28 protein-coding genes and 1 riboswitch are annotated in these 26663 nt (G+C 38.7%); of the genes, 20 read left to right on the forward strand and 8 right to left on the reverse strand.

What is annotated here, in order from left to right:
- Positions 1–67: 67 nt before the first annotated feature.
- The 5 genes from ribH to J2Z23_RS11175 all read right to left on the reverse strand — a co-directional run bounded on the left by ribH (position 68) and on the right by J2Z23_RS11175 (position 4429).
- Positions 68–535 (reverse strand): 6,7-dimethyl-8-ribityllumazine synthase, encoded by a 468-nt coding sequence (ribH, locus tag J2Z23_RS11155; RefSeq protein ID WP_057982065.1) that lies wholly within the window; start codon positions 533–535, stop codon positions 68–70.
- Positions 536–547: 12 nt separating this feature from the next.
- On the reverse strand, positions 548–1741 hold the full coding sequence (locus tag J2Z23_RS11160) for a bifunctional 3,4-dihydroxy-2-butanone-4-phosphate synthase/GTP cyclohydrolase II (protein WP_057982063.1): 1194 nt from the start codon (positions 1739–1741) through the stop codon (positions 548–550).
- A 17-nt stretch (positions 1742–1758) separates the two neighbouring features.
- Positions 1759–2403, reverse strand: coding sequence for a riboflavin synthase (ribE, locus tag J2Z23_RS11165; RefSeq protein ID WP_057982061.1), 645 nt, complete (start codon positions 2401–2403; stop codon positions 1759–1761).
- Positions 2384–3481, reverse strand: coding sequence for a bifunctional diaminohydroxyphosphoribosylaminopyrimidine deaminase/5-amino-6-(5-phosphoribosylamino)uracil reductase RibD (gene ribD, locus J2Z23_RS11170; RefSeq protein WP_057982226.1), 1098 nt, complete (start codon positions 3479–3481; stop codon positions 2384–2386). Before ribD ends, ribE begins: the two co-directional genes overlap by 20 nt.
- Before the next feature lie 266 nt (positions 3482–3747).
- Positions 3748–3897, reverse strand: a riboswitch (FMN riboswitch).
- A 91-nt stretch (positions 3898–3988) separates the two neighbouring features.
- A complete protein-coding gene (locus tag J2Z23_RS11175) occupies positions 3989–4429 on the reverse strand; it encodes a YtoQ family protein (RefSeq protein WP_057982059.1) in 441 nt (146 codons plus the stop codon).
- A 290-nt stretch (positions 4430–4719) separates the two neighbouring features.
- Here J2Z23_RS11175 and J2Z23_RS11180 point away from each other — a divergent pair, with 290 nt between their 5' ends.
- The 8 genes from J2Z23_RS11180 (at position 4720) to J2Z23_RS11215 (ending at position 11992) form a co-directional block, all read left to right on the forward strand.
- Complete coding sequence (locus J2Z23_RS11180; protein ID WP_057982057.1) at positions 4720–5232, forward strand: hypothetical protein; 513 nt, start codon at positions 4720–4722, stop codon at positions 5230–5232.
- 164 nt (positions 5233–5396) lie between these two features.
- Positions 5397–6413, forward strand: a complete 1017-nt coding sequence (locus J2Z23_RS11185) for a PTS sugar transporter subunit IIC (RefSeq protein WP_057982056.1) — start codon at positions 5397–5399, stop codon at positions 6411–6413.
- Positions 6414–6416: 3 nt separating this feature from the next.
- Positions 6417–6734 (forward strand): thioredoxin family protein, encoded by a 318-nt coding sequence (locus J2Z23_RS11190; protein ID WP_057982054.1) that lies wholly within the window; start codon positions 6417–6419, stop codon positions 6732–6734.
- Between the two features lie 204 nt (positions 6735–6938).
- Positions 6939–7754, forward strand: a complete 816-nt coding sequence (locus tag J2Z23_RS11195) for a DUF1444 domain-containing protein (protein ID WP_209973978.1) — start codon at positions 6939–6941, stop codon at positions 7752–7754.
- Entirely contained in the window at positions 7755–8357 is a 603-nt protein-coding gene (gene ytpR / locus J2Z23_RS11200; protein ID WP_057982052.1) for a YtpR family tRNA-binding protein, read from the forward strand.
- Between the two features lie 339 nt (positions 8358–8696).
- Positions 8697–10148 (forward strand): SulP family inorganic anion transporter, encoded by a 1452-nt coding sequence (locus tag J2Z23_RS11205; RefSeq protein WP_057982050.1) that lies wholly within the window; start codon positions 8697–8699, stop codon positions 10146–10148.
- A 26-nt stretch (positions 10149–10174) separates the two neighbouring features.
- Positions 10175–10594: a universal stress protein gene (locus J2Z23_RS11210; protein ID WP_057982048.1), complete on the forward strand. Its 420-nt coding sequence runs from the start codon at positions 10175–10177 to the stop codon at positions 10592–10594.
- Positions 10595–10798: 204 nt separating this feature from the next.
- Positions 10799–11992, forward strand: coding sequence for an RNA-guided endonuclease InsQ/TnpB family protein (locus J2Z23_RS11215; protein ID WP_238482724.1), 1194 nt, complete (start codon positions 10799–10801; stop codon positions 11990–11992).
- A gap of 371 nt (positions 11993–12363) precedes the next feature.
- On the opposite strand, the gene J2Z23_RS11220 is transcribed toward J2Z23_RS11215, so the two are convergent.
- Complete coding sequence (locus J2Z23_RS11220) at positions 12364–12828, reverse strand: DinB family protein (RefSeq protein WP_057985319.1); 465 nt, start codon at positions 12826–12828, stop codon at positions 12364–12366.
- 122 nt (positions 12829–12950) lie between these two features.
- Between J2Z23_RS11220 and J2Z23_RS11225 the strand changes: the two genes are divergently transcribed.
- From J2Z23_RS11225 to J2Z23_RS11255, 8 genes are all read left to right on the forward strand, one after another.
- Positions 12951–13460 (forward strand): hypothetical protein, encoded by a 510-nt coding sequence (locus J2Z23_RS11225; protein ID WP_057985317.1) that lies wholly within the window; start codon positions 12951–12953, stop codon positions 13458–13460.
- A gap of 54 nt (positions 13461–13514) precedes the next feature.
- Positions 13515–14276: an alpha/beta hydrolase family protein gene (locus tag J2Z23_RS11230; RefSeq protein WP_057985315.1), complete on the forward strand. Its 762-nt coding sequence runs from the start codon at positions 13515–13517 to the stop codon at positions 14274–14276.
- A 30-nt stretch (positions 14277–14306) separates the two neighbouring features.
- The gene (locus J2Z23_RS11235) at positions 14307–14813 is read left to right on the forward strand and encodes an NUDIX hydrolase (protein WP_209973943.1); all 507 of its coding nucleotides are present in this window, start codon (positions 14307–14309) and stop codon (positions 14811–14813) included.
- Positions 14814–14954: 141 nt separating this feature from the next.
- Positions 14955–15038: a putative holin-like toxin gene (locus J2Z23_RS22785; RefSeq protein WP_420795729.1), complete on the forward strand. Its 84-nt coding sequence runs from the start codon at positions 14955–14957 to the stop codon at positions 15036–15038.
- Between the two features lie 451 nt (positions 15039–15489).
- Positions 15490–15642, forward strand: coding sequence for a glycine zipper domain-containing protein (locus J2Z23_RS11240; RefSeq protein WP_165589613.1), 153 nt, complete (start codon positions 15490–15492; stop codon positions 15640–15642).
- Between the two features lie 30 nt (positions 15643–15672).
- Entirely contained in the window at positions 15673–15831 is a 159-nt protein-coding gene (locus J2Z23_RS11245; protein WP_165589612.1) for a hypothetical protein, read from the forward strand.
- A 232-nt stretch (positions 15832–16063) separates the two neighbouring features.
- Entirely contained in the window at positions 16064–16852 is a 789-nt protein-coding gene (locus tag J2Z23_RS11250) for a cytochrome c oxidase assembly protein (RefSeq protein ID WP_274387270.1), read from the forward strand.
- Positions 16853–16907: 55 nt separating this feature from the next.
- Positions 16908–17144, forward strand: coding sequence for a hypothetical protein (locus tag J2Z23_RS11255; protein ID WP_057985309.1), 237 nt, complete (start codon positions 16908–16910; stop codon positions 17142–17144).
- Positions 17145–17311: 167 nt separating this feature from the next.
- On the opposite strand, the gene J2Z23_RS11260 is transcribed toward J2Z23_RS11255, so the two are convergent.
- Positions 17312–17911 carry a YhcN/YlaJ family sporulation lipoprotein gene (locus J2Z23_RS11260; RefSeq protein WP_057985307.1) on the reverse strand — a complete coding sequence of 200 codons (600 nt, stop codon included), beginning with the start codon at positions 17909–17911 and terminating at the stop codon, positions 17312–17314.
- Between the two features lie 287 nt (positions 17912–18198).
- Here J2Z23_RS11260 and J2Z23_RS11265 point away from each other — a divergent pair, with 287 nt between their 5' ends.
- From J2Z23_RS11265 to J2Z23_RS11280, 4 genes are all read left to right on the forward strand, one after another.
- Positions 18199–20934: a DNA translocase FtsK gene (locus tag J2Z23_RS11265; RefSeq protein WP_209973946.1), complete on the forward strand. Its 2736-nt coding sequence runs from the start codon at positions 18199–18201 to the stop codon at positions 20932–20934.
- 528 nt (positions 20935–21462) lie between these two features.
- Positions 21463–22782, forward strand: coding sequence for a UDP-N-acetylmuramate--L-alanine ligase (murC, locus tag J2Z23_RS11270; RefSeq protein WP_057985303.1), 1320 nt, complete (start codon positions 21463–21465; stop codon positions 22780–22782).
- 412 nt (positions 22783–23194) lie between these two features.
- Positions 23195–23683: a DUF948 domain-containing protein gene (locus J2Z23_RS11275; protein ID WP_057985301.1), complete on the forward strand. Its 489-nt coding sequence runs from the start codon at positions 23195–23197 to the stop codon at positions 23681–23683.
- 19 nt (positions 23684–23702) lie between these two features.
- Positions 23703–24227 carry a YtxH domain-containing protein gene (locus J2Z23_RS11280; RefSeq protein ID WP_064468550.1) on the forward strand — a complete coding sequence of 175 codons (525 nt, stop codon included), beginning with the start codon at positions 23703–23705 and terminating at the stop codon, positions 24225–24227.
- A gap of 237 nt (positions 24228–24464) precedes the next feature.
- On the opposite strand, the gene J2Z23_RS11285 is transcribed toward J2Z23_RS11280, so the two are convergent.
- Complete coding sequence (locus J2Z23_RS11285; RefSeq protein WP_057985297.1) at positions 24465–26618, reverse strand: cell division protein FtsA; 2154 nt, start codon at positions 26616–26618, stop codon at positions 24465–24467.
- Between the last annotated feature and the right edge of the window lie 45 nt (positions 26619–26663).

Consider the following 26663-nt stretch of genomic DNA (forward strand, 5'->3'; position numbering starts at 1 on the left):
ATTTTGATAAATTGTCAAAATGGCTTCTTGTTTACAACAACATATTACGATAGCGTCTTACTCTGTTTTAGGGAAGTTGTTTCGTCAAATTCGCCATTTCAATGGCAGCAACTGCAGTATCCCAACCTTTATTACCGGCTTTTGTTCCAGCACGTTCAATCGCTTGTTCAATCGTATTAGTCGTGAGGATACCAAAGATCACAGGAACACCAGATTGCAAACCTGCCTGTGAAATACCTTTCGCGGCTTCATTACATACATAATCGAAATGAGGAGTATCCCCACGAATCACAGTACCGAGGGTGATAATTGCATCGAAATTGCCTGAATCTGCTAGCTTTTTCGCAATAAGTGAAATCTCAAAAGCTCCTGGAACCCAAGCGATATCCACATTATCTTCTTTGACTCCATGTCGTTTCAATGCATCTTGAGCTCCTGATAAAAGTTTGCCTGTAATAAATTCATTAAAACGACCTACGACAATCCCAATCTTTAGATCTATTCCGACTACATGACCTTCAAATACATTTCCCATTGATAATTCCTCCTAAAATATAAATAAATGTCCGAGTTTTTCTTTTTTTGTTTGTAAGTATTGGCGATTTTCTTCCTTTAATGGCATTTGGATTGGAACACGTTCGCTAATATTTAATCCATGCTCTTCTAAACCAGCAATCTTCTTTGGATTATTTGTTAACAATCTTACGTTCTGCACATTTAAATCTTTTAAAATCTCTGCACTTAGTCGATAATCACGTAAATCTGCTGCAAAGCCTAATTTTTCATTGGCTTCCACTGTGTCAAATCCTTGTTCCTGTAAATTGTATGCTTTTAATTTATTGATCAAGCCGATTCCACGGCCCTCTTGTCGCATGTACAGCAGTATCCCGCGTCCCTCTTTTTCTATTTGCTTAAGTGCAGCATGAAGTTGGGGGCCACAATCACAACGGTAGGAACCGAGGATATCACCTGTCAAACATTCAGAATGAATACGTGTCAATATCGGTTCATCTGTATGCAGGTCACCTTTTATAAGGGCAAGATGTTCTTGGCCTGTTAACTTTTCAGAATAACCAACTAGTCGAAAATGGCCATACTCTGTTGGCAGATTAATTTCAGTTTCACGAATGATGAAGGACTCTTGTTGTTCTCGGTAATCCACCAGATCTTGGATCGTAATGAGTTTAAGGCCCATTTCCTTTGCCATAAGCTGTAAATCTGGTGTACGTGCCATCGTCCCATCATCTTTCATAATTTCACAAATCACTCCAGCCGGAGAATATCCTGCTAATCTAGCAAGATCGACGGCAGCTTCTGTATGTCCTTTACGCTGTAATACACCGCCGTTTTTCGCGATAAGGGGAAAAATATGGCCAGGTCGGACAAAATCTTGTGCGACTGCCTCCGTTTTCACCATTGCTTCGATCGTTTTTGTTCGTTCAAACGCACTAATACCTGTATGGGTTGAACCATGATCAATACTAATCGTAAAGGCTGTTCCATAACCTTCTGTAGGTTGATCAGTCATTAATTTTAATTCAAGTTGTTGCGCTTTTTCCTCTGTAATAGGAACACAGATAAGTCCTCTTCCGAACTTCGCCATTACATTGATCATTTCCGGGGTGACAAGATCTGCTAAACCAATAAAGTCTCCTTCATTTTCCCGATCTTCATCATCCACAACAATCACAACTTTTCCTTTTCGTAAGTCGGTTATAGCTTCTTCTATCGAATCAAACATATTTGTCACCTATCTCCTTAAAAAAATCCATTACGTTGCAAGAAATCTTTTGTTAAACTCTGCTGCTTTCCCTTGGCTTGAAATACCATCTGCTCCACATATTTTCCCAATACATCACATTCCAAATTAACTACATCCCCAATTTCTTTGTTCGCTAATACTGTTTTCTCTTGAGTATGGGGAATCAGGGAAATGGTTACCTGATTGTCTTCCACTTTAAAAATTGTTAACGAAGTGCCATCCAATGCAATGGAGCCTTTCGGCAATAAATACCTTTTCCATTCATCAGGAACTCTGAGTGTCATGTATAAGGCATTTTCGACCTCATACTTTGAATGAACAACTGCCAAGCCGTCCACATGCCCTGTAACGAAATGGCCACCAAGCCGATCTTGAAGCGAAAGAGCCCGTTCTAAATGGACATCACTGCCGGTTTTTAACCTTTGTAAAGAGGTAGTGTGAAACGTTTCTGGCATCACATCTACGCTAAAATGGTCAGAGGAAAAATGAGTGACTGTTAAGCAAACACCGTTCACAGCAATACTGTGTCCTAATTCGATATCTTGCAAAATAGTATGAGCCGTAATCTCCAACTTTAGAGACTGTGGCCGGGCTTGAATATGAGCAATAGTACCAATTTCTTCAATGATCCCTGTAAACATTTGATTCACTTCCTTTTGGTAAAGCTGTCATTTTGATATCGGGCCCGATCATTTCCACTTTTTCAAATGTGAAAGGATAGGCTTCTGACATGGTAAGAGGATTTTCTCCTGTAATGGACGAGAGGGAGGATTTGCCTCCTAATAATTTGGGTGCAACATAGACGATGACCTTTTGCATAGCTTTGGCGCTTAAAAAGGTAGCATGTATCGTTGCTCCACCTTCAACCAACAACGTCATAATATTGTGTTTCGCTAATGCTTTTAAAACTTCAGAAACAGAAATTTTCTCAGTTGCTAAGCGGACGACTTTAACATGGCTTCCTTGTTCAAGCTGTTGTTGTCTTTTGCTTGATGCTTGCTGTCCACAAAAAATGAACGTTGGGGCTTCATCGTTTTGGATAACTTGACTGTTGGTTGGTGTTTGTAAATGTGTATCTAAAATGACTCGAATAGGATTTTTTCCACCTTGGGGCAATCTGGTGGTGAGAAGGGGGTCATCGTGAAGAATCGTCTGCACACCGACTAAAATCGCATCATGTGTAGCGCGAAGTAAATGAACATCAAGTCGTGCTTCGTTACTTGTAATCCATTTACTATCTCCGGTTGCTGTTGCTATCTTTCCGTCTAATGTCATTGCTATTTTCATCGTAACGTAAGGTTGTTTTGTTTGAATATAATGAAAAAATGGTGCATATAGTTGGGCAGCTTCTTGTCTGCAGAGGCCAACATCCACTTGAATCATGGCATCTTGCATGCGTTGGATCCCCTTACCTGCAACAAGTGGATTGGGATCTTGAGCTGCAATCCATACTTGTTTAATCCCATAAGCTATTACGGCATCAGCACATGGAGGCGTTTTTCCAGTATGAGCGCAAGGCTCTAAAGTAACATATAGATCTGCGTCACGAGCCTCGTCTCCAGCCATTTGGAGGGCTATCTGTTCTGCATGAGCCTCACCGGCCTTTAAGTGTGCGCCCATACCGATGACTTGACCGTTCTTCACGACAACCGCTCCTACAGGGGGATTAGGTGATGTCTGACCCGCAACTGTGCGCGCTAAAGATAAGGCTAACTCCATATAATTTTCCTTTAACACAACCTGTCAACACTCCAATATCTGTATTCCTTACGAACGAATGAAAATAAAAAAGCCCCGCAAACATAGTAGCGGGGCTTTTAGACATGTTTAAATAAACATCGGTCTACACATGACTATCAGAGTTTCCTACTAGCAGCCATTCAAAAAATAGAGGAACTTTTTACTTCCATTTTGAACGATACTAATAAAACAGAAAACTTCTGAATAAATGCGTAAAAAACGCATAGAAAAATAGACTTTGTTCAATTCTCCTTCTCCCATCCAGACTTTCACTGTCGGCTTTGGAATTCCACCAAATCCACCTTCCGCCTATACAAAAGCATCCGGGTCACGGACTAAGAGCATGATTGCTCATCACCGCCGGTAGGGAATTTCACCCTGCCCCGAAGGAATATATTCGATTGCAAATTAGCGTAACATAATATTGTGCAAAAAAGCAAAAGAAAAGTTACTTCCGTTTTTAAAAGGTCGGAAAGACCTATTCGCTTATTCAAAAATATAAGATAAAGCTTTCACAGCTTGGTCTACATTTACAACTGTTACATTCGCTTTCTCTGACAACTCTTTTAATGGATGATGTAATTCCTCTGGCCGTATTAAAATAAGCGGTTTATTCATCGATATGGCTGCACTTGCATCCATCGCAGTATTCCATTGTCGATACTTTTCCCCGAAAAGGGCTACGACAATATCTGCTTTTTTTAATAAGACTTCTGTGCGCAAGTTATTAAAACTAGAAGCGGCAGCATCATGGAAAATAGCATTTGGCTGTGAACCAAGTATTTCTTCACCGATATCATCTGATCGATCATGATCTTCCATGGGCCCAACGAAATCAATTGGTAGATTTAATGCTTCCGCCTTTTTCTTAATGTCTGATCGCCATTCACTGTGAATCTCACCGGCAAGATAAACGGTTAATCTCATACTGAATCCCTCCTTTAAGATATAAATTCCATTTTAGCAGTTTCTTGGCAGCTATGCCTTCAAAAGGAATTTCCAGCGCAGGGGTTGTCAACGTATTTTTACAAATAGTATGATAGAACTAGAATTTTAGAGGTTGTTCAAAAAATTAGTTTATTTGCTGTAGTTGGTGATTAGGACTTATGAAAAATTTTTGTTTATGCATATCACTACACAAAAGGGCATTTAGCAGATATTAGTCTTTAGCCAATATATCCTTTTTGAACACATATTTAGATTTAGGGGGAAACAAAATGTTTAAAAAAGCAATGACTGGCTCAATCATCATTTTTAGTATGCTATTCATTGCCGCTTGTGGAGCATCTATTGAAACAGAACAGGACAAAGCTGTGGAACAGGCCGAAAAGGCTTTCAATGGAGAGCCAGAAGTGGCAAACCAAGAGATCCAGTCGATTGAATTCTATTTGCCTGCCGATATTTCCATAAAGGATGATAAACCTAATAATATTATTCTTGATAAAAGGGACCATCCATATATCCTTTTTTATAATCCAAATGAGAAAGAAGATAGCCAAGCTTTATATAATCTCTTACTTGACACTGATCAGCCTTTGATCGTTAATCAAACTTTTACAAAAGATCAACGCTTTGGTTATCTAGTCATTACCGAAATCGAAGAGGAAGAGACATATGAAGTGACCGCTGGGATTGGTGGAACAAAAGCAACGACAGAATCAGCTGTTAAGAATGTATCGGAAGATGCAAAAAACTTAATGGAGATTGTTCGTTCCAGTTCAATACAATAATGATTTACGTAGGGACCTCTAGCAGGGTCCCTTTTTAGTGTACATGAAGGGGAATGAAAATCTTTATTACCCCCTTTAGAGAAAAATATTTAAAAAAAGATAGACAAAAATGTAAAGTGTCTTTACACTAGTTAAGTATAATGGTTGACAAGGGGGTCAGGGAGATGAGTTTTTTAGAAAAGAAGGGTGTACGGATCTCAGTTAAAACATATTTAGTGGATGCCTTGAGTTATATGGCCTTAGGGCTTTTTTCGTCTCTCATTATTGGTTTAATCATAAAAACAATTGGCGAACAACTACATTGGCCACTTTTTGTAGAAATGGGTCAGCTGGCGATGGATCTAATGGGACCGGCAATTGGAGCGGCGATTGCAGTTGGACTTGGAGCACCCCCACTTGTGATCTTTGCAGCGGTTGCTACTGGTGCCGCAGGTGCAGCGCTTGGGGGAGGGCCGGCAGGGAGTTATCTTGCAGCACTTATTTCGATTGAAATAGGAAAGCTCGTTAGTAAGGAAACAAAGGTGGATATTATTGTGACTCCTTTTGTGACGATTTTCACAGGTTTTCTTGTCGCAAAATTTATTGGTCCGACGATTGGAAAATTTTTAACTGTGTTCGGCAGCTGGATTGTTTGGGCAACTGAGCAAAAGCCGATTTTAATGGGGATTCTTGTAGCGACGTTAATGGGCCTTGCTTTAACAGCGCCAATCTCAAGTGCAGCCATCGCGCTTATGCTTGATTTAAGTGGTTTAGCGGCAGGCGCAGCGACGATTGGCTGTTGCGCTCAAATGGTCGGATTTGCCGTTTCCAGCTATCGAGAGAACAAGTTAGGAGGATTATTAGCGATTGGAATGGGTACGTCAATGCTTCAAGTGCCAAATATTATTCGCTACCCTTTGATTTTAATTCCACCAACAGTTGCTGGGATTGTCATCGCACCTTTTGCAACGACGATTTGGCCGATGACAAGTAATGCAGCAGGAGCTGGAATGGGAACAAGTGGATTTGTAGGTCAAATTATGACCTTCCAAACGATGGGTTTTTCCGTAGCAGTGCTAATCCAAGTCATTGTATTGCATATTTTGGCTCCAGCTGTGATAAGCTTATGTTTATCAGAAGTAATGAGAAAATTGGGCTGGATTAAACCAGGCCAAATGCTAATCAATACTGGAGGGAAATAAAAAATGGAAAAACTACAATCAATGGAACAATTTGATCAACTGAAAAAGGAAGAGCGCACAATCTTTATGTTCTCTGCTGATTGGTGCCCAGATTGCAGATTTATTGACCCATTCTTACCAAGACTTGAAGCAGACTACCCAGAATACACATTTATCTATGTGGATCGTGATCAATTTATCGATCTTTGTAGTCAATTGGACATCTTCGGAATCCCAAGCTTCCTTGCCTTCCATAATGGTGAAGAAGCAGGTCGCTTCGTCAGCAAAGATCGGAAAACATTAGAAGAAATTGAAGACTTTATCAATGGACTTGCGGAATAATGAAGAAAGAAAACCTGTACTCCTTGAACATAGGGTGCAGGTTTTTTCGTCAGACAGTATATTGAATCTTAATCTGCTCATAACGACTAGCGAAAAGATGTCACTAAGATTAAGAATTCATCATCCTCAAATTTTGAGACTCTGGCCCATTTTGTGTAAAATAAACATTAGTGTAATTTCCCAAAGGAGGGGAGTGGTGTGAAAATGGATGAAAAGAAAATGAGAAGAGAATTGGAACAACGTCTCAAACGGCCAGGGCGTCACCTTAAATATGATCGAGAGACAGAAACAGTGCGTGTTGAGAGTGAAGATACAGGCAAAGGAATGGAAATTGCTTTATCTCCTTTGGTTGCGAAATGGCATGAGCGTAAAGATACAGCTATCGATGAAGTGGTTTATTATGTGGAAGAGGCTCTTAAAGTAATGGGCAAGGACCAAGAAGTGGCTGGCCAGGAGAAGAAAATTTATCCTGTCATTCGTTCAACTTCATTTCCGAAAGAAACGGAAAGTGGAGCGTTATTTCTGACGGATGATCATACAGCAGAGACAAGAATTTATTATGCGCTCGATCTTGGTAAGACATATCGTCTTTTAGATGAACAATTAATTGAAAAAGAAGGGCTTGATCCACAAAAGGTTCGAGAAATCGCTCGTTTTAATGTTCGTTCCCTTCCTGTGAAGTTAAAAAAAGATACATTGCGTGGAAACGATTTTTATTTCTTGAATACAAATGATGGCTATGATGCCAGTCGCATCTTAAATGAAAAGTTTTTACAAGAAAAAGCAGAAACAATTGAAGGGGATATGATTGTTGCTGTTCCACACCAAGATGTATTAATCATCGGGGATATTCGTAATGCTACTGGCTATGACATTTTATCAGAACTGACGATGAGCTTTTTTACTTCTGGTAAAGTGCCAATTACGGCCTTATCCTTTACATATGAAGAAGGAAAATTAGCGCCGATTTTTATATTGGCTCAAGACCAAAAAAAGTCAAAGGAAGAGGAGAAGGAATAAATGAATGTTTTTTATAATTTAAAAGGGATTGGTGACACTTTATTAATCGCTATTCGAGATTGTGAGCATCCAACATTCGAAAGAAAAGGTGATGTGGCGCGAATTTTTGATGAAAAGACGAAGGAAACAAGCGGTTTTAACCTCTTTCATGCTTCTCAGTATGTGCAAGTGGAAGCTAATGGTCAAGTGGAACTAAATGAAGAGCTTGTTGAAAAAATGAATGCAGCAATCATGAAAAATGGTTTTGATGAACAGCTTGAGGCAGATTTCACACCAAAATTTGTTGTCGGATTTGTAAAGGAAAAAGAGAAACACCCGAATGCCGATAAATTAAGCATTTGTAAAGTCGATGTGGGAACAGAGGAATTACAAATAGTCTGTGGTGCACCAAATGTCGATGCTGGACAAAAAGTAGTAGTGGCGAAAGTCGGAGCTGTTATGCCAAGCGGAATGGTCATTAAAGATGCAGAATTGCGCGGCGTACCATCAAGTGGAATGATTTGTTCAGCGAAAGAATTGGATCTGCCTAATGCTCCCCAAGAAAAAGGGATCCTAGTGCTTGAAGCAGATGCTTATGAAATTGGACAGGCATTTCACTCATAATATGAAATTAAATTTTTTAGAGCCATCTAAACAAGTGGAGAAAACAACTCGTTTTCTCCACTTGTTTCTATTTTTAGCTAATGTTCAAATGAGAAAACATCAGTGACATGATATTTCATCGCTAAATTTGGATTGATCATTCTCTCATTATAGATTAAACAAATTTTACATTGATTATCATTAGAAATGAAAAAGTCCCGCTTTTTAGAAAAATTTCTACAATTCATACATAAATAAGCAAAAAATGCTTGTCAAAGTCAGTGATTATGATAGAATTTTGGATGGCTTGACTTTGATGAGAGTTCAAAGTCGAATAAAAAATATAATCGAGGTGTTTGTTTGAAAACATATTCACTAAAAGAACAATGGTTTGGGAATGTGAAAGGGGATATTTTGTCAGGGATTGTAGTTGCTCTGGCTCTAATCCCAGAAGCCATTGCCTTTTCCATTATTGCTGGTGTGGACCCAATGGTTGGGTTGTATGCCTCCTTTACAATGGCAGTGGTGATTTCTTTTGCTGGTGGCCGACCTGCGATGATTTCAGCTGCAACAGGTGCGATGGCCTTAGTGGCAGTTTCGCTTGTCGCAGATCATGGATTACAGTATTTACTCGCGGCCACGATTTTAACAGGGGTACTGCAAATTGTATTTGGTATTTTTAAATTAGCAAGATTTATGAAGTATGTTCCACGGTCTGTCATGATAGGTTTTGTTAATGCCTTAGCAATCCTCATCTTTATGGCCCAACTTGATCATTTTGTCGGTGAAAAATGGCCGATGTATTTAATGGTGGTCGGAGCCTTAGCGATCATCTATTTATTTCCAAAAGTCACAAAAGCCGTACCTTCACCATTGGTAGCGATTATTGTGATTACGCTCATTGCCATTCTAACGAAGAGTGATGTACGGACTGTCGGCGATATGGGGAATTTAAAATCCGCTTTACCTACTTTTCTAATCCCTGATATCCCTTTTAATTTGGAAACATTGAAAATCATCTTTCCTTATTCACTTTCGCTTGCCTTAGTCGGGCTATTGGAATCATTATTAACGGCTTCGATTGTAGATGATATGACCGATACAACAAGTAATAAACACCGTGAGACACGAGGGCAGGGAATCGCTAATATTGTCACCGGTTTTTTCGGAGGAATGGCCGGTTGTGCGATGATTGGTCAGTCTGTTATTAACGTGAAATCCGGTGGTAGAGGGAGATTGTCAACCTTTGTGGCAGGAGCCTTTCTTTTGTTTTTAATTCTTGTGCTCGGAAACGTGGTTGTGCAAATTCCAATGGCAGCCCTTGTTGGTGTTATGTTCATGGTTTCCATTGGGACATTTGATTGGGCTGCATTGAAAAACCTTCGCAAGACACCGATCACAGATTCGATTGTAATGGTTGTAACGGTCATCACGGTCGTCGCTACTGGGGATCTTTCCAAAGGGGTAATAGCTGGTGTGATTTTGAGTGCTGTTTTCTTTGTGGCAAAGATTTCAAAATTAAAAATCAGCTCAACGAAGAAAGATACTAAGCGTATTTATACGATTAGCGGACAAGTCTTCTTTGCTTCTGTTGAGGAATTAGTCGATTCTATTGATATGGAAACTCCCGAGAAAGACATTGTCATTGACTTTAGCCAAGCGCATGTTTGGGATGACTCTGGGGTTGCTGCCATTGATAAAATTGTATTAAAATTGGAAGAAAGTGGTAAGAACGTCCAGTTAACCGGTATGAATAAACCGAGTTCGAATCTAGTCAAACGCTTGGCCATCCATAGTAAAGTGGATGTGTGAGTTTCACTTTAGAGGAGGAGTAATACGTGTATAATAGAATTTTACTAGCAGCAGATGGATCTGAATACTCGCTACGCGCAGCTGGAGAGACCTTAAAAATAGCGATCTTAGCTAAAAATGTAGAAGTTGAAATTGTTTTTGTAATGGATTATTCTAAGGCTAAATCTGAGGTCCTTCATAGTAAAGACCCTGAAGTGTTAGAATTTGAAAGACGTCAAAAAATACTTCCAATTGAAGAATACTTTAGTAGAGAAGGCGTTAAATATAAAACAACTATGTTGCATGGTGATCCAGGACCTGCTATTGTCGAATATGCTAACAAGCAAGCTTGTGATTTAGTAGTTGTTGGAAGTCGTGGGCTCAATAGTTTACAAGAAATGGTACTTGGTAGTGTTAGCCATAAAGTTGCAAAACGGGTTGAATGCCCTGTATTGATTGTAAAATGATAACAAAGAAGAGATTGGGAAAAAATATTAAGTTTTCCAATCTCTTTTTAACGTACTTCCGAAAGAAGTCCCCCTCTTCAATCGTGTGAAGGGCGCAGCCCAACGATAAGGGGGAGATGAATTTCGGTTGGCGCAAGTCAGAGAAAGGGCTTTCGTTTATGGAACGAATGTTCTATAATAGAGTTAGATATAGCAGAGAAAGTGATGGCCGTGTTGGTTAATCAAAAATATGAGCTTTTCCCAACAGAAAAACAAAAAGAAACGTTCGACCGTTGGCTTCAATACTGCCGTCAAACTTACAACTCTGCCCTTTTGGATAAAGAGCGCCGTTATAAACAAAACAAGAAAAATTACAACCGTTATGACATGCAAAAACAATTAACAGTGGATAAAAAGAAATATCCCATTCTAAAAGAAATGCCTTCCCAACCACTTCAAGAAGTATTTGTGCGATTACAAAAAGCATTTGAGAATTTTTTTCGCAATGACGCTAGATACCCAAAACAGAAAAAATATAAAGAGTATACGAGTATGACATTCCCTCAATTCGGATTCAACAAGAAAGGGAACCGAATGGCGATGTCCTTTTCCGGCAATGGCAAATTATACAATACAAGGTTAGGAGAAATAGATATTCTGCTTCATCGACCACTAGAAGGAACAATCAAGCAACTGATGATCAAACGTCAAGGGAATAGGTGGTATGCTATTTTCTGTGTCGAAGGACAAGCGCTGCCAACTACTTTGGCTTGGGATATCCATAACGCAATCGGTATTGACGTTGGAATCAATCAATATGCCGTTCTTTCGAATGGACTAGAACATGAAAATCCAAGATTTCTTCGTAAAAAGGAAAAGCAATTAAAGAAAACGCAGCGGAGGCTTTCCAAAAAGAAAAAGGGCTCAGCGAACGATATCAAGCAGGTACAACGAGTTCGTCAACTACATGAGAAAGTGGAGAACCAACGCAGAGATTTTCTTCATAAACTAAGCTACAACTTGACGAAGGACTATTCGGTGATTGCCGTGGAAAATCTACGTATACGCAACATGATTCGGAACAGAAAGTTAGCAAAATCTATATCGGACGCAGGTTGGGGCATGTTTCGAAACATGCTTGCATACAAATGCGAAAGAAATGGCGGGATTCTGATCAAAGTAGAACCAAAATTCACTTCACAAGATTGCTCCCGTTGTGGCAATCGAGTGAAAAAGTCGCTTTCGATTCGTACGCATATTTGTCCAAAATGCGGAACGATACTTGATCGTGACCATAATGCTAGTCGAAACATCTTACAAAAAGGATTAGATGAGTTACTTACCATAAACGGAATAACTATAACTGTAGGGCAAGGTTATGTCCGAACAGTAAAATCTACGCCTGTGGAGACTGTGTAAGACATATTGGTACATCCCCATTATGCGACGGTTCATGAAACAGGAAGCCCCTTCTTCAAACAACCCGAAAGGGTGTTAAGGAGGGGTCATTCACTAAATAGAAAAAATGGCCTTGTACGTTGCAACGCCTAAGTAACCTGGATACCTGCAGGCCTCCGGGAAAGCGCCCACCTGAAGCGTAACCAACAACGTTCGGATTTGATGCTAAAATCACTATTTTGAAATTGATTCAACTATTTTTTATGGTCGTGAGGTGCTTATCACTGAGGGGATGGAAGACAAAATTGAATCAATATCCCCATGATAAATAACTCCTCTAATGCTTGGCTGAGGAGTTTGTTGGGCGTTAAATTATGTAGGTTTTTCTGGGATTAATTAATCATAATTATTTTGTCCAATGCTTGAATAATCCCTAGATGTGTTCCTTCGTGCCATGTTGCAAATTGGATCAAACTAGAAGTCGTATCCATCAAATGGGAACCAATTGAAAAGGATTCAGCTGCAGGTTGGCTTGTTTTCCCGAAAAAGTCTTCTCTTATTCTCGTTTTCTGATCCCATAAAGCCTCGAGAATATCTTTAGAACTAGGTGGTGGAACAGACCAATCTGTCGGACTAGTGCCTGGAGCAAAAAAAGCAGTCCATTCCGGTTGTCTGATCGTATAGCTTGAATCTGCCTTACTTAATAAAATTTCTGTCACGGCAAAAATATGACCGGCATTCCAAAGAATAGTATTGGAAAATCCCTCTGGTTGTTGTCCCCATTTATTCTCATTAATCTTTTCTAATGTCCGAAGTGTACTGGAACGCGAAAAATTGAATTGTCTTAAGGTACCCAATTTCCATCACCTCCCATAAATTTACTTATATTTCCATCATAGGCTAAATTTCAATATTTTGCTATAATTATTAAATTACAGAATGGTAACAAATTAAAGTTTCGAAAATTTAGGAGATAGCAATGATAAAAAAAGTACAGAGAAGATTATGGAACTTATTTACAGGGGAATTAACTGCTGCTTTATTATTCGCCTTATTATGGGGCTGGTTTTCTGCTCAACATAATTGGGTGAACCCCTATTTAACTGGCTTTCCCTTGTATATGTTTATTGTATTGGAACTTATTCTATTACAAGGAAGTTTGTATTGGTATTTAAAATGGAGAAAGACGCGATTAGGGTTATATTCATCCTTAAACCGCAAGCAAATACATTTATTTACCATCTTCAATTGGGCAAATCTTGGTTTGATCACAATCGGAAGCATTTTGCTGATCATTCATCTCCTTGCCCAGTCAAAGGGAGTCTATTGGGGATGCTTTCTTTTTGCTTTTGCTATAATCGAATATATCAATTATTATTATATTCGTCTTTCTTATTTATCCGCAGAAGAAATAAGCAAATGGTGGGCACAAGAGAACAAATGGCAACCATCCATACTAGCTCGTGAGCTCAATAGGAGAAAGAAATAAAGAGGCTAAAAGATTCATAGAAGCATATTATGGAAATAAGGGAGGAATTATTCAATGCAAAAAGCTGTAGCGATTACTCATAAAGGCATGCAATTAAGAGGGATGGAACATATTCCAGAAGGAGAGAAGTTACCTGCTGTTATTTTATTTCATGGATTTACAGGACATAAATTGGAGTCCCACCGGATGTTTCTGAAAATCTCCCGCTCGTTGGAGGCGAAAGGATTTGCTAGTTTTCGCTTCGATTTTCTTGGGAGTGGGGAAAGCGACGGGAATTTTGAAGATATGACAGTAAGTAAGGAAGTGGAAGAGGCAAAGACTATTTTTGACTTTGTGAAAGCGCACCCGCGAGTTGATGAAAAACGATTGATCATTTTAGGATTTAGTATGGGAGGATTAGTGGCTAGTTTATTGGCTGGGGAATTAGCCGATCAAGTGGAAAGACTGATTTTAATGGCGCCTGCCGGAACCATTAAAACATCAATGGAACGTAGGAGAGAATTAACAGCTTATATTGAGAGTCATGATGCATATGATCATGGGGGAAACTTGGTTGGTTCTGCTTTTAATGAGGATCTGGAGACATTGGATGTCTGGAATCGAGCTGAAGCCTATAAAGGAAAAGTCCTGCTTATACATGGAACAAAGGATGAGGCTGTTCCATATGAAGTATCCAATTTGTATATCGAAAAATGCTACGGGGACCAAGCAAAATTACATACTATCCAAGGGGGAGACCATACATTTAATTCCTATCATTGGGAAACTGAAGTGATCGAATCGATTATAGATTTTATTCAAGCTTCCTATTCTTAAGGTGGTCCTTACAAGAAAGGATGATAAAGGATGGCAGTTTCTTATGTCGATTGGGGGGGAAGAGTCAAGCTTAGTTGGCTATCTACTACCGAACTTCCTGAAAGAAAGTTAATTACTAGTGTTCACGCTTTTTGCTTTGATCATGAGCAACTTCTTATCGTGGATTTGAAAGAAAGGGGATGGGATTTCCCTGGTGGGCATCTCGAAGCTGGAGAAACCCCTGAAGAATGTGTGAAGCGTGAAGTAATGGAAGAGGCATATGCCAAAGGAGTATGTACCCTTCTGGGCGTTATAGAGGTAAATCATTCTGAAAATGACCTATGGAATGAGAAGAGTCCTTATCCAATAATCGGTTACCAGGTGTTTTATCGAATGGATCTTACAGAGTTACTTCCATTTGAGGGGAAATATGAATCAAATCGAAGAATTTTCATTAATCCGATTGATGTGGCGGACTTTTATAAAGGATGGAACAAAACACATGAGGCGATTCTGGCCACAGCCCTAAATAATAAGGTTTTGAAGATTGGAGAATGAATCCTCTCATAAATCAAGAAAAAATGAAAGCCTTGACATCTTTTTTTGAAAACAATGCTTATCTTTATGCTATACTAAAGACTAGCAGACCATAGGGCGGTCGGCACATTGTACCTCCAAATCGGAGGGGGGTGATGCCGTATGACAGTGTATGAATCGATTTCCTTAATGCTTGCATTTGGAATCCTAATCATTGCGATTCTGTCATTTCATAAAAAAGACTAAAACCGCCCTTTGAGTTTCCCAGCTCTGGCGGTTTTAGTACGCTTGTTAGTGTGCTGACCCCATATGGGAATCTGCTACTAGCCATTTCGATGTGTCCAGCATTGAAATGGTTTTTTTATTTTATGATTTGTTATGAATAGTATACACTGAAAAAGTGAATTTGCAAACCAGTTGTTTAACGATATTCATCAATAGACAAGCTTTAGTTGATCGATTTCTTAAATGTTACATTTGGAATCCTAGTCAGTCTTTCCTAGCTCTGGCGGTTTTTAGTGTGGTCATGGTTGATCCCCTAAGTTGAACCTGCTAGATAATCATTTTGGTTTTTATTTTTTATGTTTGTACTACATATAGCATACCCTGGAATAGCGATTTGAATCCTTTTTGCTTCTTGATCGTATGTTTTAGTAAGGATTTAAACGTGAATAAATGAAGAATGGAGTAGAGGCATTTGACTGATGAAAACAAAAAGAAAAAGTTTCGTGGGACTGGTATTGCCATAGGGATAGCGATTGGGGTGGCATTCGGAACAGCTTTAGGGAATATTGGGATCGGTTTAGCACTGGGAATTGGCATTGGTGTAGCTTTTGAAGGTAGCAAATAAAGAAAAGAAAATGGAAAGGGAGAGAGAAGGATGGAAGGTTATTTTGTTGGTTGGGGAACATTAGCATTAATTAATGCGGGATTAGCGCAAGGTAAAAACAGAAGTGGCTTGGGCTGGTTTTTACTTTCATTATTATTAGGACCGATTGCCACCTTCCTCATTGTTGTACTAGGGAAAAATCCATCTTAGTAGTCGTTTTAGATTGTCATATGGTATCTTTTTCCAAGTAGCAATTATAGCCATCACTGGGGGAGTATTTGAAAGAGGAATGCGCTTACCTGTTTTTATGTTAGAATAAGAATTAGAAGCTTAGGAAAGTATAAAACGTATTCATTTGCATGTAGGAGAAGGAGCGAATAACTTGTTTACAGAACTTTATTCCCTATATCCGTGGTATAAATTATGGAATCCAGTCTTGTTCATGCTTCTTATTCTTTTGACATGGCTATATTATAAAAAAGTCATAAAAACGACAGGGGAAAATGCAATAAAAAGGCACTTATTTTGTTATCTCGTTAGCATGACTCTATTGTATATTGTTAAAGGTAGCCCATTAAGAATAATCGGCAATGATTTTCTATTTATTGCCCATGTTTTTGGGCTGGCCATCATCTATTTTGGAGTCATTCCGTTATTTGTTCTAAGTTTGCCAGCTCCTATGTTGCAAAGGTATTTCTGGGGGCATCGGTTGCGAAAAGGGATGCAAATATTTGCTCACCCGTGGATTGCTGCTTTAATTTTTAATGGTCTTGTATCATTTTATTTGCTTCCAGCTTTTTTTAATGAAATTCATAAGCATAATTTATTATCATGGGCTTTTCAATTAATTTTAGCAGTAGCGGCTTTGCTTATGTGGTGGACAATTATTGCCCCAGTAAAAAACGTGGGGAACTTTTCTTATTTTGTACGAGTTGCCTACGTATTTCTAAACTCTCTTTTATTAATGCCGCTTGGGATTTACTTAATCCTCAGCATGTCGTCCGCTCATTATTCAGTCTATACAACTGAGTCATATCAACTTTTTTCTAATATGAATGGAATTATCGACCAACAGCTCGCTGGGGTGACATTAAAATTCCTCCAATTAATTGGATATGGAACAGCTCTTTTCTTTTTAATTATACGTTGGGGAAAGGAAGAAGAGCGAGAGGACGAGAATATTCGAGTAGTACAGGGAATTGTCATTCAACTGCCAGAAAAGCGTTCATAAAAAATAGACAGAACTTTTAGCTAATTATGGATTTAAACAAAAGGGGGAGAAATGTATGGAGGAGAAGAATGAAATCACAATCAAGGAAGAAAATGTGATTTCAACAGGACAGGCAACGGAATTACTTCAAGAAATAAAATCTTTACAAGAAACGGTTAAAAAATTAGAGACAGACATTGAAGATATAAAATATTTTACACCTCAGCCTCGCAAGTTTTTAGACAAAGAGATCATTGGTACGATCGGTGGTTTTATCTTAGGGGCATTGGTCATTATCGGCATATTCTTTTGAAAAAACAGCCGACCATTGCAAAGACCATTGCTTCGGTCGGCTGTTTTTGGCTAGTCTCGGATCCAGCCCTTATGTCACTATATTTGTGCTGATTCTTTGCCTAGTCCTTGCCATATCAATTTCCTTATCAAGCTTCTAAGAGATTATTTGTAAAACGTAGTCCCTTTTTATCTTGATGATGGGAAAACGCGTTCTACAGTATCGGAAAATTGATCAAAGAAGCCACTAACTGGGTTACCATTATTCAGTTCATCACGATATCCGCGCATTTGTCCGAAGAAATCCGGGTTTTCAGAAACAAACACATTGTCTAGATTGCGATCAGCTTTTCGAGCTTTATCAGCAATTTTGTTTTTAACATCATTGCTTAGCTTGTCATTTTGATCATTAGTTAATTTTACGGCTACATAAGCATTTTTACCTGTTGTGAGTACATAAGCACGGTCAACTTCTTTTAACTTTGATACTTGATCCGCAATATCATCAGCTACATCGACGTGTCGATCATTATTGTCATTATCGCCAACATGATCACGAGTATCATTGCGAACGCCCGTCGCGCCGTAACCATCTTGATTTCCATTATTTCTATAGGTAAGGTCATTTCTTGTGTTATCCCAATCACGTGTATTACGCGTATCGTAATTAACATCAAGAGGCCCGTTATTATTATCTGCGACCTGATCTTTATTGTTATCATTTGCTCCACAACCCATAAGCATCATGGAAGCGATGCCGGCAACAGCAATCGATTGAACAATCTTCACTTGAAAACCTCCTTATTAATGTGATTCTTTTATAATGTTCCTTTTTCCTCAATTTTTATGCGTGAGATTTGTTATAATGGTACAGGCATATTTTTTAAAATAAGCTAGAAAAATTTGGGTAATTGCTTTCGGTTAGTACGCGGAGAAGCGAATTAAATTGGTGCTTGTGCTTTAATTAGCAGGGAAGAAAGTATAAGATTGATCTTAGGATTGCTCTGCGGCCGGATAAAGTTATTGCCTGGCACGACAAGCATTACCTAGACAAATGACAGTGAAAGAGGGATAGGATGTCCTGGCTTAAAAGATTTATTTCAAAATTTGTATCAGAAGAGCATGAAGAACAAGAACAACCTAGAAAAATGGACAATTCAAGTCAGACCTCTTCGTCAACAATGGAAACAAGGATGACTTATCAATACCCGAAAGGTAATTTTCGTTTTCCATTAATGCAAGATCCATCTGACAAACAAGTTCCACCAAATAAAGGAACCCCTAAAAATGAATATAGAGAGAGAAATGATCGGAAGTCCGAAAGAGCTTCCGTAACAAAAAGAGAAACTGAAATTCCAAAGCAAAAGGTCTATCAGGAAGAAGTCGCAGAAAAGCAAAATAAAAAAGTTAAAAGTCAACTTAAACAACCTTTTCGTCCAACACATATACCATCACCTATTTTTGGTTATCAACGACCTGAAAAGAACAATACAGAATATGAATTACAGGATGCTTTTTTAAAGAAAACACCGGAGAATGAAATAAAGCGGGAGACCTTACCCGATACTGAGGAAAAAGTCATACCATTAACATTTATATATCCTGAAACTGAACCACAAATGGAAAAAAATGTGGAGACGCTAGAGGATAAAACACCAAAAATTATCATAGAGGAAGAGTTTGCAGATCTTGAGCCTATAAAGGATGAAAGAGAAGAGCCTTCAATAGAAGAGATGGACTCCTCGTTGTTTATCAAAGAAGAAATACAGGAGGCAGAGTCGGAAAAAACGGTTAAGGATAAAGCACCAAAGATTGTAACAGAGGAAGAGTCCGTAGATCTTGACTTTGTAAAGGATGAAGGGGAAGAGGATCCAATAGAAGAGATGGACTCTCCGCTATTCATCAAAGAAGACGTGCAGGAGGTAGGTCCGGAAGAAACGGCAAAGGATATTGCATCGGAGATGAAAATAGAGGAAAGGTCCACAGATCTTAAGCCTGTAGAGGATGAAAGAGAAGAACTTTCAATAGAAGAGATGGACTCTCCCCTGTTTATCAAAGAAGAGGATCCGATCGTGGAGCAATCTTTAGAAGAAATACAAGCTAAACAGTCATTGGAACACGGAGGAACTCCTTCTGAAGAGATAAGCAGACCTACTAAAAGAGAAACAACTCGTGCTGCTATGCCATTTAATGTCCTTATGTTGAAAAATGATCGGAAAAGCTGGCGCGAGAGACAAGAAAAACAGCTGGAGGAGCCAGTAAGGGAAAATAGGAAAAGCTCCTTACAAGTTAAAAATGAAAATATCCCTTCTCAAAAAGAGACCGTACCGCATGTGCGTGAAAGTGAGGAAAATCAGTGTTTAGTGGAGAATGAACAAGCTGCATCTCAAGAGGTTTATTATTATCCTGATTTATCGCTTTTACGTCCACCTGTTATAAAGGCTGACAATGAAGAATGGCTTGAGGAACAGAAGGAATTATTAAATGAAACACTAATTAATTTCAATGTTCAGGCACAGGTCGTGAAGGTGAGTCAAGGTCCGTCTGTGACAAGATTTGAAGTTCAACCTGAACGGGGTGTAAAAGTAAATAAAATAACAAATTTGAGCGATGATATTAAGCTAAGTATGGCGGCTCGTGATATTCGGATGGAAGCGCCAATTCCTGGGAAAAGAACGATAGGAATCGAGATTCCGAACCAAGATAGTAGGCCAGTGCAATTAAGCGAAATTATTGGTGATCCAACTTTTATAAAATCTGAATCACCATTAACGGCTGCACTTGGGTTAGATATTTCGGGGAATCCGATCGTAACAGATCTTCAAAAAATGCCTCATGGACTCATTGCCGGGGCCACGGGTTCAGGAAAAAGCGTTTGTATTAACTCGATTTTGGTTAGTTTGTTGTATAAAGCAAAGCCTGATGAATTAAAATTGCTTCTAATCGATCCTAAAATGGTTGAGTTAGCGCCATATAACCATATACCACATTTGGTCAGTCCTGTTATTACAGATGTTAAAGCAGCGACAGCTTCTCTTAAATGGGCGGTTGAAGAGATGGAGCGTAGGTATGAATTATTTGCTCATACTTCTGTACGGAATATCGGTCGTTATAATGAATTAGCTGAAGAAAATCGACGCTTTCATGAAAAACTACCTTATATTGTCATTATCATTGACGAACTGGCCGATTTAATGATGATGGCTCCACATGATGTTGAAGAGTCAATTTGTCGGATCGCGCAAAAGGCACGAGCATGTGGAATTCATTTGATCATTGCAACACAGAGACCATCAGTTGATGTCATTACTGGTCTGATCAAAGCGAATGTACCAACAAGGGTTGCCTTTTCTGTTTCCTCACAGGTTGATTCAAGAACAATTATTGATATTAGTGGTGCTGAAAAATTACTTGGTCGTGGCGATATGCTGTTTTTGGGAAGTGGCTCGTCCAAACCTGTTCGTCTTCAAGGAACTTTTGTTTCTGATGGGGAAATCGACCGAGTTATTGAACATGTTCGTTCACAAGGTGATCCCGATTATCTTTTTGAGCAAGAAGAACTATTAAAGAAAACACAGGTCCAAGAGGAAGAAGATGAGTTATATTTTGAAACCTGTGAATTTGTAGTTAAACAAGGTAGTGCTTCAACATCTATGTTGCAACGACAATTTCGGATCGGATACAATCGAGCAGCAAGATTGATTGATATGATGGAGCAGCAAGGTGTGATTTCAGGAGCGAAGGGCAGTAAACCACGGGATGTATTAATGACTGAAAATGAGTTGGAATCCTTACAAGAATCTATTTTGTAAGATGTAAGTCAATATACCTAGTTAGAGGAGGGGTGGATTTGTCACTCCTTTTTACCCGGAGATGAAATTTTTTAATTTCTTGGATTGCTCCGGGACTAAGCGTCGATCGCTTTATGCATTCCAGAAAGTAAAATTATCCAAGATGAATAAATAGTTAATTTTAACCTTTTTTGTTGCAGCATTAGCTTTTTTACGTCATCAAAAAAAGGGTAAGAACAGCAGGCACAGCTTTACGCTGTTGTTCTTCAACGCATTCTCATGCTTATGTATCGCTTTTTCCATCAGAGATGGTGAGTGTTTTTGTAGTGTGGTCATGATAGGTGAATAATGTTATACTGTTGGAATGGAAATGAAATTCATGTCGGTTTATTACATACAACCCTAGTGAATGTTGGATATTAATAAGTAAATGAATCATTAATGACTGGAAAAATTAAGATCTGTTTTATTGGCTCTTAGAAAGATTTAGCCAATTTAGGTTTTAGTTCATATGATAAGAATAGAGACACGTATGTTGGAGGTTCTAAAATGACATTATACCATTTTGTAGGTATTAAAGGCTCAGGTATGAGCGCACTAGCACAAATTCTTCATGATAAGGGATATCATGTTCAGGGATCGGATGTAGAAAAGTACTTTTTTACTCAAGCATCTTTAGAGAAATCAAATATTACCATTTTGCCCTTTAATCGTGAAAATATTAAACCAAATATGAGAGTGATTGCGGGGAATGCTTTCCCAGACACACATGAAGAAATCGAAGAAGCAGAAAGGTTAGGAATTCCAGTAATTCGTTATCATGCCTTTTTAGGAGAGTTATTGGAAAAATTTGCAAGTATTGCGATAACAGGATCACATGGGAAAACATCGACTACAGGATTAATGGCCCATGTGATTGGCGGGGCTAAACCGACGTCGTTTTTAATTGGTGATGGAACTGGTTCAGGAGTGAAGGATGCCGATTACTTTGTGTTTGAAGCATGTGAATATCGAAGACATTTTCTAGCTTATCATCCTGATTATGCGATTATGACCAATATTGACTTTGATCATCCAGACTATTTCACTAATATTGATGATGTGTTCTCGGCATTTCAGGATATGGCGATGCAAGTGAACAAAGCGATTATCGCTTATGGGGATGATGATTACTTGCAAAAGATCCAAGCGAAAGCACCTGTTTTATATTACGGATTTAGAGAAGAAAATGATTTTCAAGCTCGTAATGTCCAAACATCATCGAACGGTACATCCTTTGATGTCTATGTTAGAAACAATTTCTATGCAAATTTTGAAATACCTTTATATGGCGAACATAATGTATTAAATGCCTTGTCTGTTATTGCTTTATGTCAATATGAAGACATTGATGTCAATATTTTGAAGGAGCAGTTCCTAAGCTTCAAAGGTGTAAAAAGACGATTTACAGAGAAGCAGGTAGGGAACCAGATTTTAGTGGACGATTATGCACATCACCCAGCAGAAATAAGTGCAACGATTCAAGCAGCCCGGCAAAAGTATCCTGAGAAGTCTGTTGTAGCGGTGTTTCAACCACATACATTTACAAGGACGCAAACTTTTTTACAGGAATTTGCTGAAAGCTTAAGTGAAGCAGATAAAGTTTATTTATGCGATATATTTGGTTCTGCCCGAGAAAATCATGGGAAACTGACTATCGAGGATTTACGTGATCAAATCGATGGGGCTGAAGTCCTTGACGAGAAAGATACGTCACCATTAGCTTTGCATGATCAAGCTGTTATATTGTTTATGGGGGCTGGCGACATTCAAAAATTTCAACTGGAATATGAGGATTTCTTAGCAAAACAATTGAAAAAGGCCCAATGATAATGGATGAACGGCTAAAGGTTTGACATTCAGCTGTTTCGCCTTGCACTAGCACATTTCCTGGCCTAGTGTCGCCGTTCTAACCTAGACCAAATTCGGTCCGTACATAAGTGGCCGAATGGAAAAACTCAAAAAGGCGCCCGGTAATTCGTTATTAGCTTAGCTAATTGTTCAGCGAAAAGAGTTAAATCAAATAAAGACCTGGATCAAATTCCAGGTTTTTATTGTTATTCTACATAATTAATTGAATAGATCGAGTTGAAATAACATAACTTAAGCAAAATATGACCTTTTTCATAAATTTTATGAAATAGCAGGAATTATATCTATTTATGACGAAGTTTAGTTAGGGGAGAAGTTTAAATATTACTTCAAAGGGTATAGTCAAATGAACATAGGAGGTGTTGGACACGTGATTATAATTTTATATGTAAGTGTGGCTGTTATTGCGGTTGCTTTTGTTATCCTTGTTATTAGTTTGATGAGAACGTTAAACGAATTAAAGGGTACGATGGCAAGTGTAACTCACACATTAGACAGTCTTAACAAACAGCTTGAAGGGGTAACAGGTGAGACAACCATGTTGTTACATAAGACGAACAGTCTTGCTGAAGATATTCAAGGTAAAGTCGAGAGATTGGATACTGTAGTAAATGCGGTCCAAGATGTAGGTGGAACAGTACAGGAGTTGAACCATTCTCTTAAAAAGGTGACAACCTCAATCTCATCATCAATGAATAGAAATCAAGAGAAAATTGCTCAAGTAGTTCAATGGGGAGCAGCATTTAAAGAAATAAAAGATAAATGGTTTGGTGAGAAAGGCAGACATGAGTCTTCACGGAAACAGAGATCGACTTCTCAAAAGGCGATCCCTGCACCGAAGTGGGAGCGAAGTCATTAAAAATAGGGAGGAAAATAAAATGGCAAATAACCAGAATGATACAAATAAAACAGGTAATTTTATGATTGGAGTTGTGGTGGGAAGTATAGTAGGAGCAGCAACTGCACTGCTAATGGCCCCAAAATCCGGTAAAGAATTAAGAAGTGATATTGGTACTCAAGTAGAAACATTAAAAGATAAGTCTAGTGAATGGACAGAAACAGTTATGGAGAAGGGAACAGAATTAACTTCAACTGCGAAAGAAAAAACCGATCAATTACGGCAAGTCGCTGCAGAAAAAAGTAGCAATGTTGCTGATACGGTGAAAGAAACAACAGAAAAGCTACGTGGAAGTGTAAAGGATAAAACAGAGCAAGTTGCTGGGTCTGTAAAAGATATGACAGATGGTTGGAAAGAAACAGTAGACGAAAATGTAGAACAAGCTGCTGATCAGGTAGAAAAACGTGCTGACCAAGCAGATACTGCTGTGCAAGCTAATAGTGATGATGTTGCAGAAAAAGCAGAAGAATTGGCCGATAAAGTAAATTCCTCAATGAATCATTAATCAATCATAAAGAAAAAGTAGACAGTTTTGAACTGCCCCGTAAATGTTAGACACAATCTGACGTTTACGGGGCAGTTCTTTTATCCAGCTGTCTGGCTTCTTCTATAGGGCATTTAGACGCTTTGTGCTATCTTAGGGAGCTGTTCCATTAGACCATAGGGAAGTTGGCTAGAACGATGTATCGTGAGCAATTCATTCTTCTCATATATCATTGAGTAGGACTTTGCGCATTGCTACTTAATCTGCAGCGACTGGCCAAACAATTTCTAGCTGGTCTCCGTCTCGAATAGGTGAATAAAAAGTGGCCTCATTGCCATTAATTATTAAAGAAAAGTTACCTTTTGCCCCTTGGGGTTTATGCACCTCTACATATTTAAAGATATCTTGAAATATAAAGCCATCATGTGGGGTTTCTTTATATTCAATTTCATCTCCATCATTTAGCACAGTGTCAGCATCTAGATGCGCTCCATTTTTAAAATAGTCAACTGAAGCTTTCTGGACCGTAACAGGCTGTCCTTCATAGAAAACAGTGATAATGCGCTGAATAGGATGTTGAAGAAGCAAGGCTAAATTTTTAATGGTCGGGCTCATTTTTTGAACAACGGTTAATTCAATATAATTTGGCAGCTTCTCATTACTTTTTACTTCATGGCCGTTAAGTAATATTTGCCCGGAAAAATACGGGAAGAACATTTCTTTACCATTCAGCTTTATGCGAAAAGGATGGAGCAAAGAGTACAGTTCATTCAGTTGGAGCATTTGGATAAGTTCATTAATGGTTTCAGGATACTTCGTTTTAATAATATCCCCATCTTGAATCGTAGTATTTATGTCGGTTTCTTTGCCATTTCGCATGACCGTCATTTGAATAGGATATTTTTCTCCATTAATAATGGCTGTTTTTTGGGGTACTTCATCAAGTAAATCTTTAATTTTTACTGCGGTTTGAGTACCGTCTGCTCCTTTCTCTACTGTAAGTTGATCTCCATCGTGGACAATGTCATTTAATTCACATTCTTCTCCATTTTTCATAATGGTCGGTTCTTTTCCATAAGTGCCTGGTATTGTGAGTGCCTGGCCATTTAATGAGATGAAGCTGGCTAATCCAGGTTTTCCGTAAAGTTTTTTAATCGTAAGGCCAGATGCTAGAAGACAATCGGAAACAGTTAGTTCTTTTACTGCAAACATATGACTAGGCTGTTCGTTTAAAGTGAAAGACACATATTTAATCGGCATATTACGAGCTGAGATGGCAATGCCGATTGGTGTGATATTCTCTGGCCCGTTAGAAATATGCTCAGAAAAAGTTAATCCTTGAATGGCATCAGCACCTCTAATTGCCACTCGATTTTCCGGTAATCCCAGGAGTCCCGCAATTTGTTTTGGGAGTTCTGGAGTCATACTTCCACCACCAACAAGCATGACAGCTTTTGGTGAGTGCCCATTATTTAATAATTTCACTTCATTACTAATCTCTGTTGCTAATTTCTTAACCACTGGGATAATTTGAGCGACCACTTCTTCTTTTGGAACTTCTGTTTCAAAGCCTAAAATATCTTTCACTTTAACAGACTCTTGATCCCATAATTGGCGTTTTACTTTTTCAGCAACAGGGAAGTCTAGTAGGAGCTGTTCACTAACAGCTTCAGTGATTTCATCACCAGCATTTGGAACCATGCCGTAGGCGACGACAGTACCTTCATTTGTGATCGCGATGTCCGACGTTCCCGCACCAATATCAACGAGCGCAACATTAAGTCTCCGCATTGAGACAGGCACAAGTACATTGATGGCAGCGATTGGTTCCAGTGTTAGAGCATCTAATTTTAAATTTGCTCGATTTAATGCCTTAATTAATGAGTCAACAACCGTCCTCGGTAAAAAGGTTGCAATGATTTCAACGGAAGCTTGTTCTCCCTGTTGATCAATGAGATTGCCAATTACATCTTGGTCAATAAAATAATGGAGAACAGAATACCCAACACAATAGTAAGAGTGCATATGATCACTATTCTGCTCCTGAGCTGCAATTGCCTGGGCGTTTTGGACAGCGGAAAGTTCTAAATAGAGAATATCTTCCTTTGTTAACATCGGCTTACCGGTAATATTTACCTCTGCTTTGGCTTTTTCTGTTTTTAAAGAGCGTCCAGCGGCAGCTACACATACTTTTGTTAAGCTGCCATGTTTTTCTTCTAAATGGTTTTTAACATCTATAATTACTTCTGCGACAGCGACAATATCATGTATTTGACCATCATGCATAGCTCTTGCTTTATGTTCTTTCATAAACAAATCAAGTACCTGATATTGATCATCGGTTTGTTCGAGGATAAGGCCAACAACCGAACGTGTACCAATATCTAAAGCGAAAATTCGTTCCTTTTTCACTGACAAATCACCCTACTTCTTTTATTAAAAAAATGATTCAAACAA

The organism is Lederbergia galactosidilytica (genome assembly GCF_017873565.1).
GTDB classification, from domain to species: Bacteria; Bacillota; Bacilli; order Bacillales; family Bacillaceae_C; genus Lederbergia; species Lederbergia galactosidilytica.

Excerpts from the sequence above, each read along its gene's own strand:
- ribH (WP_057982065.1), bottom strand. The coding sequence starts at position 535 with ATGGGAAATGTATTTGAAGGTCATGTAGTCGGAATAGATCTAAAGATT.
- J2Z23_RS11255 (WP_057985309.1), top strand. The coding sequence starts at position 16,908 with ATGGAGGAGAAGAATGAAATCACAATCAAGGAAGAAAATGTGATTTCA.
- J2Z23_RS11250 (WP_274387270.1), top strand. The coding sequence starts at position 16,064 with ATGCTTCTTATTCTTTTGACATGGCTATATTATAAAAAAGTCATAAAA.
- J2Z23_RS11190 (WP_057982054.1), top strand. The coding sequence starts at position 6,417 with ATGGAAAAACTACAATCAATGGAACAATTTGATCAACTGAAAAAGGAA.
- J2Z23_RS11280 (WP_064468550.1), top strand. The coding sequence starts at position 23,703 with ATGGCAAATAACCAGAATGATACAAATAAAACAGGTAATTTTATGATT.
- J2Z23_RS11195 (WP_209973978.1), top strand. The coding sequence starts at position 6,939 with ATGGATGAAAAGAAAATGAGAAGAGAATTGGAACAACGTCTCAAACGG.
- J2Z23_RS11215 (WP_238482724.1), top strand. The coding sequence starts at position 10,799 with ATGGCCGTGTTGGTTAATCAAAAATATGAGCTTTTCCCAACAGAAAAA.
- J2Z23_RS11180 (WP_057982057.1), top strand. The coding sequence starts at position 4,720 with ATGTTTAAAAAAGCAATGACTGGCTCAATCATCATTTTTAGTATGCTA.
- J2Z23_RS11245 (WP_165589612.1), top strand. The coding sequence starts at position 15,673 with ATGGAAGGTTATTTTGTTGGTTGGGGAACATTAGCATTAATTAATGCG.
- J2Z23_RS11225 (WP_057985317.1), top strand. The coding sequence starts at position 12,951 with ATGATAAAAAAAGTACAGAGAAGATTATGGAACTTATTTACAGGGGAA.
- ribD (WP_057982226.1), bottom strand. The coding sequence starts at position 3,481 with ATGGAGTTAGCCTTATCTTTAGCGCGCACAGTTGCGGGTCAGACATCA.
- ytpR (WP_057982052.1), top strand. The coding sequence starts at position 7,755 with ATGAATGTTTTTTATAATTTAAAAGGGATTGGTGACACTTTATTAATC.
- J2Z23_RS11175 (WP_057982059.1), bottom strand. The coding sequence starts at position 4,429 with ATGAGATTAACCGTTTATCTTGCCGGTGAGATTCACAGTGAATGGCGA.
- J2Z23_RS11230 (WP_057985315.1), top strand. The coding sequence starts at position 13,515 with ATGCAAAAAGCTGTAGCGATTACTCATAAAGGCATGCAATTAAGAGGG.
- ribE (WP_057982061.1), bottom strand. The coding sequence starts at position 2,403 with ATGTTTACAGGGATCATTGAAGAAATTGGTACTATTGCTCATATTCAA.
- murC (WP_057985303.1), top strand. The coding sequence starts at position 21,463 with ATGACATTATACCATTTTGTAGGTATTAAAGGCTCAGGTATGAGCGCA.
- J2Z23_RS11160 (WP_057982063.1), bottom strand. The coding sequence starts at position 1,741 with ATGTTTGATTCGATAGAAGAAGCTATAACCGACTTACGAAAAGGAAAA.
- J2Z23_RS22785 (WP_420795729.1), top strand. The coding sequence starts at position 14,955 with ATGACAGTGTATGAATCGATTTCCTTAATGCTTGCATTTGGAATCCTA.
- J2Z23_RS11235 (WP_209973943.1), top strand. The coding sequence starts at position 14,307 with ATGGCAGTTTCTTATGTCGATTGGGGGGGAAGAGTCAAGCTTAGTTGG.
- J2Z23_RS11185 (WP_057982056.1), top strand. The coding sequence starts at position 5,397 with ATGAGTTTTTTAGAAAAGAAGGGTGTACGGATCTCAGTTAAAACATAT.
- J2Z23_RS11265 (WP_209973946.1), top strand. The coding sequence starts at position 18,199 with ATGTCCTGGCTTAAAAGATTTATTTCAAAATTTGTATCAGAAGAGCAT.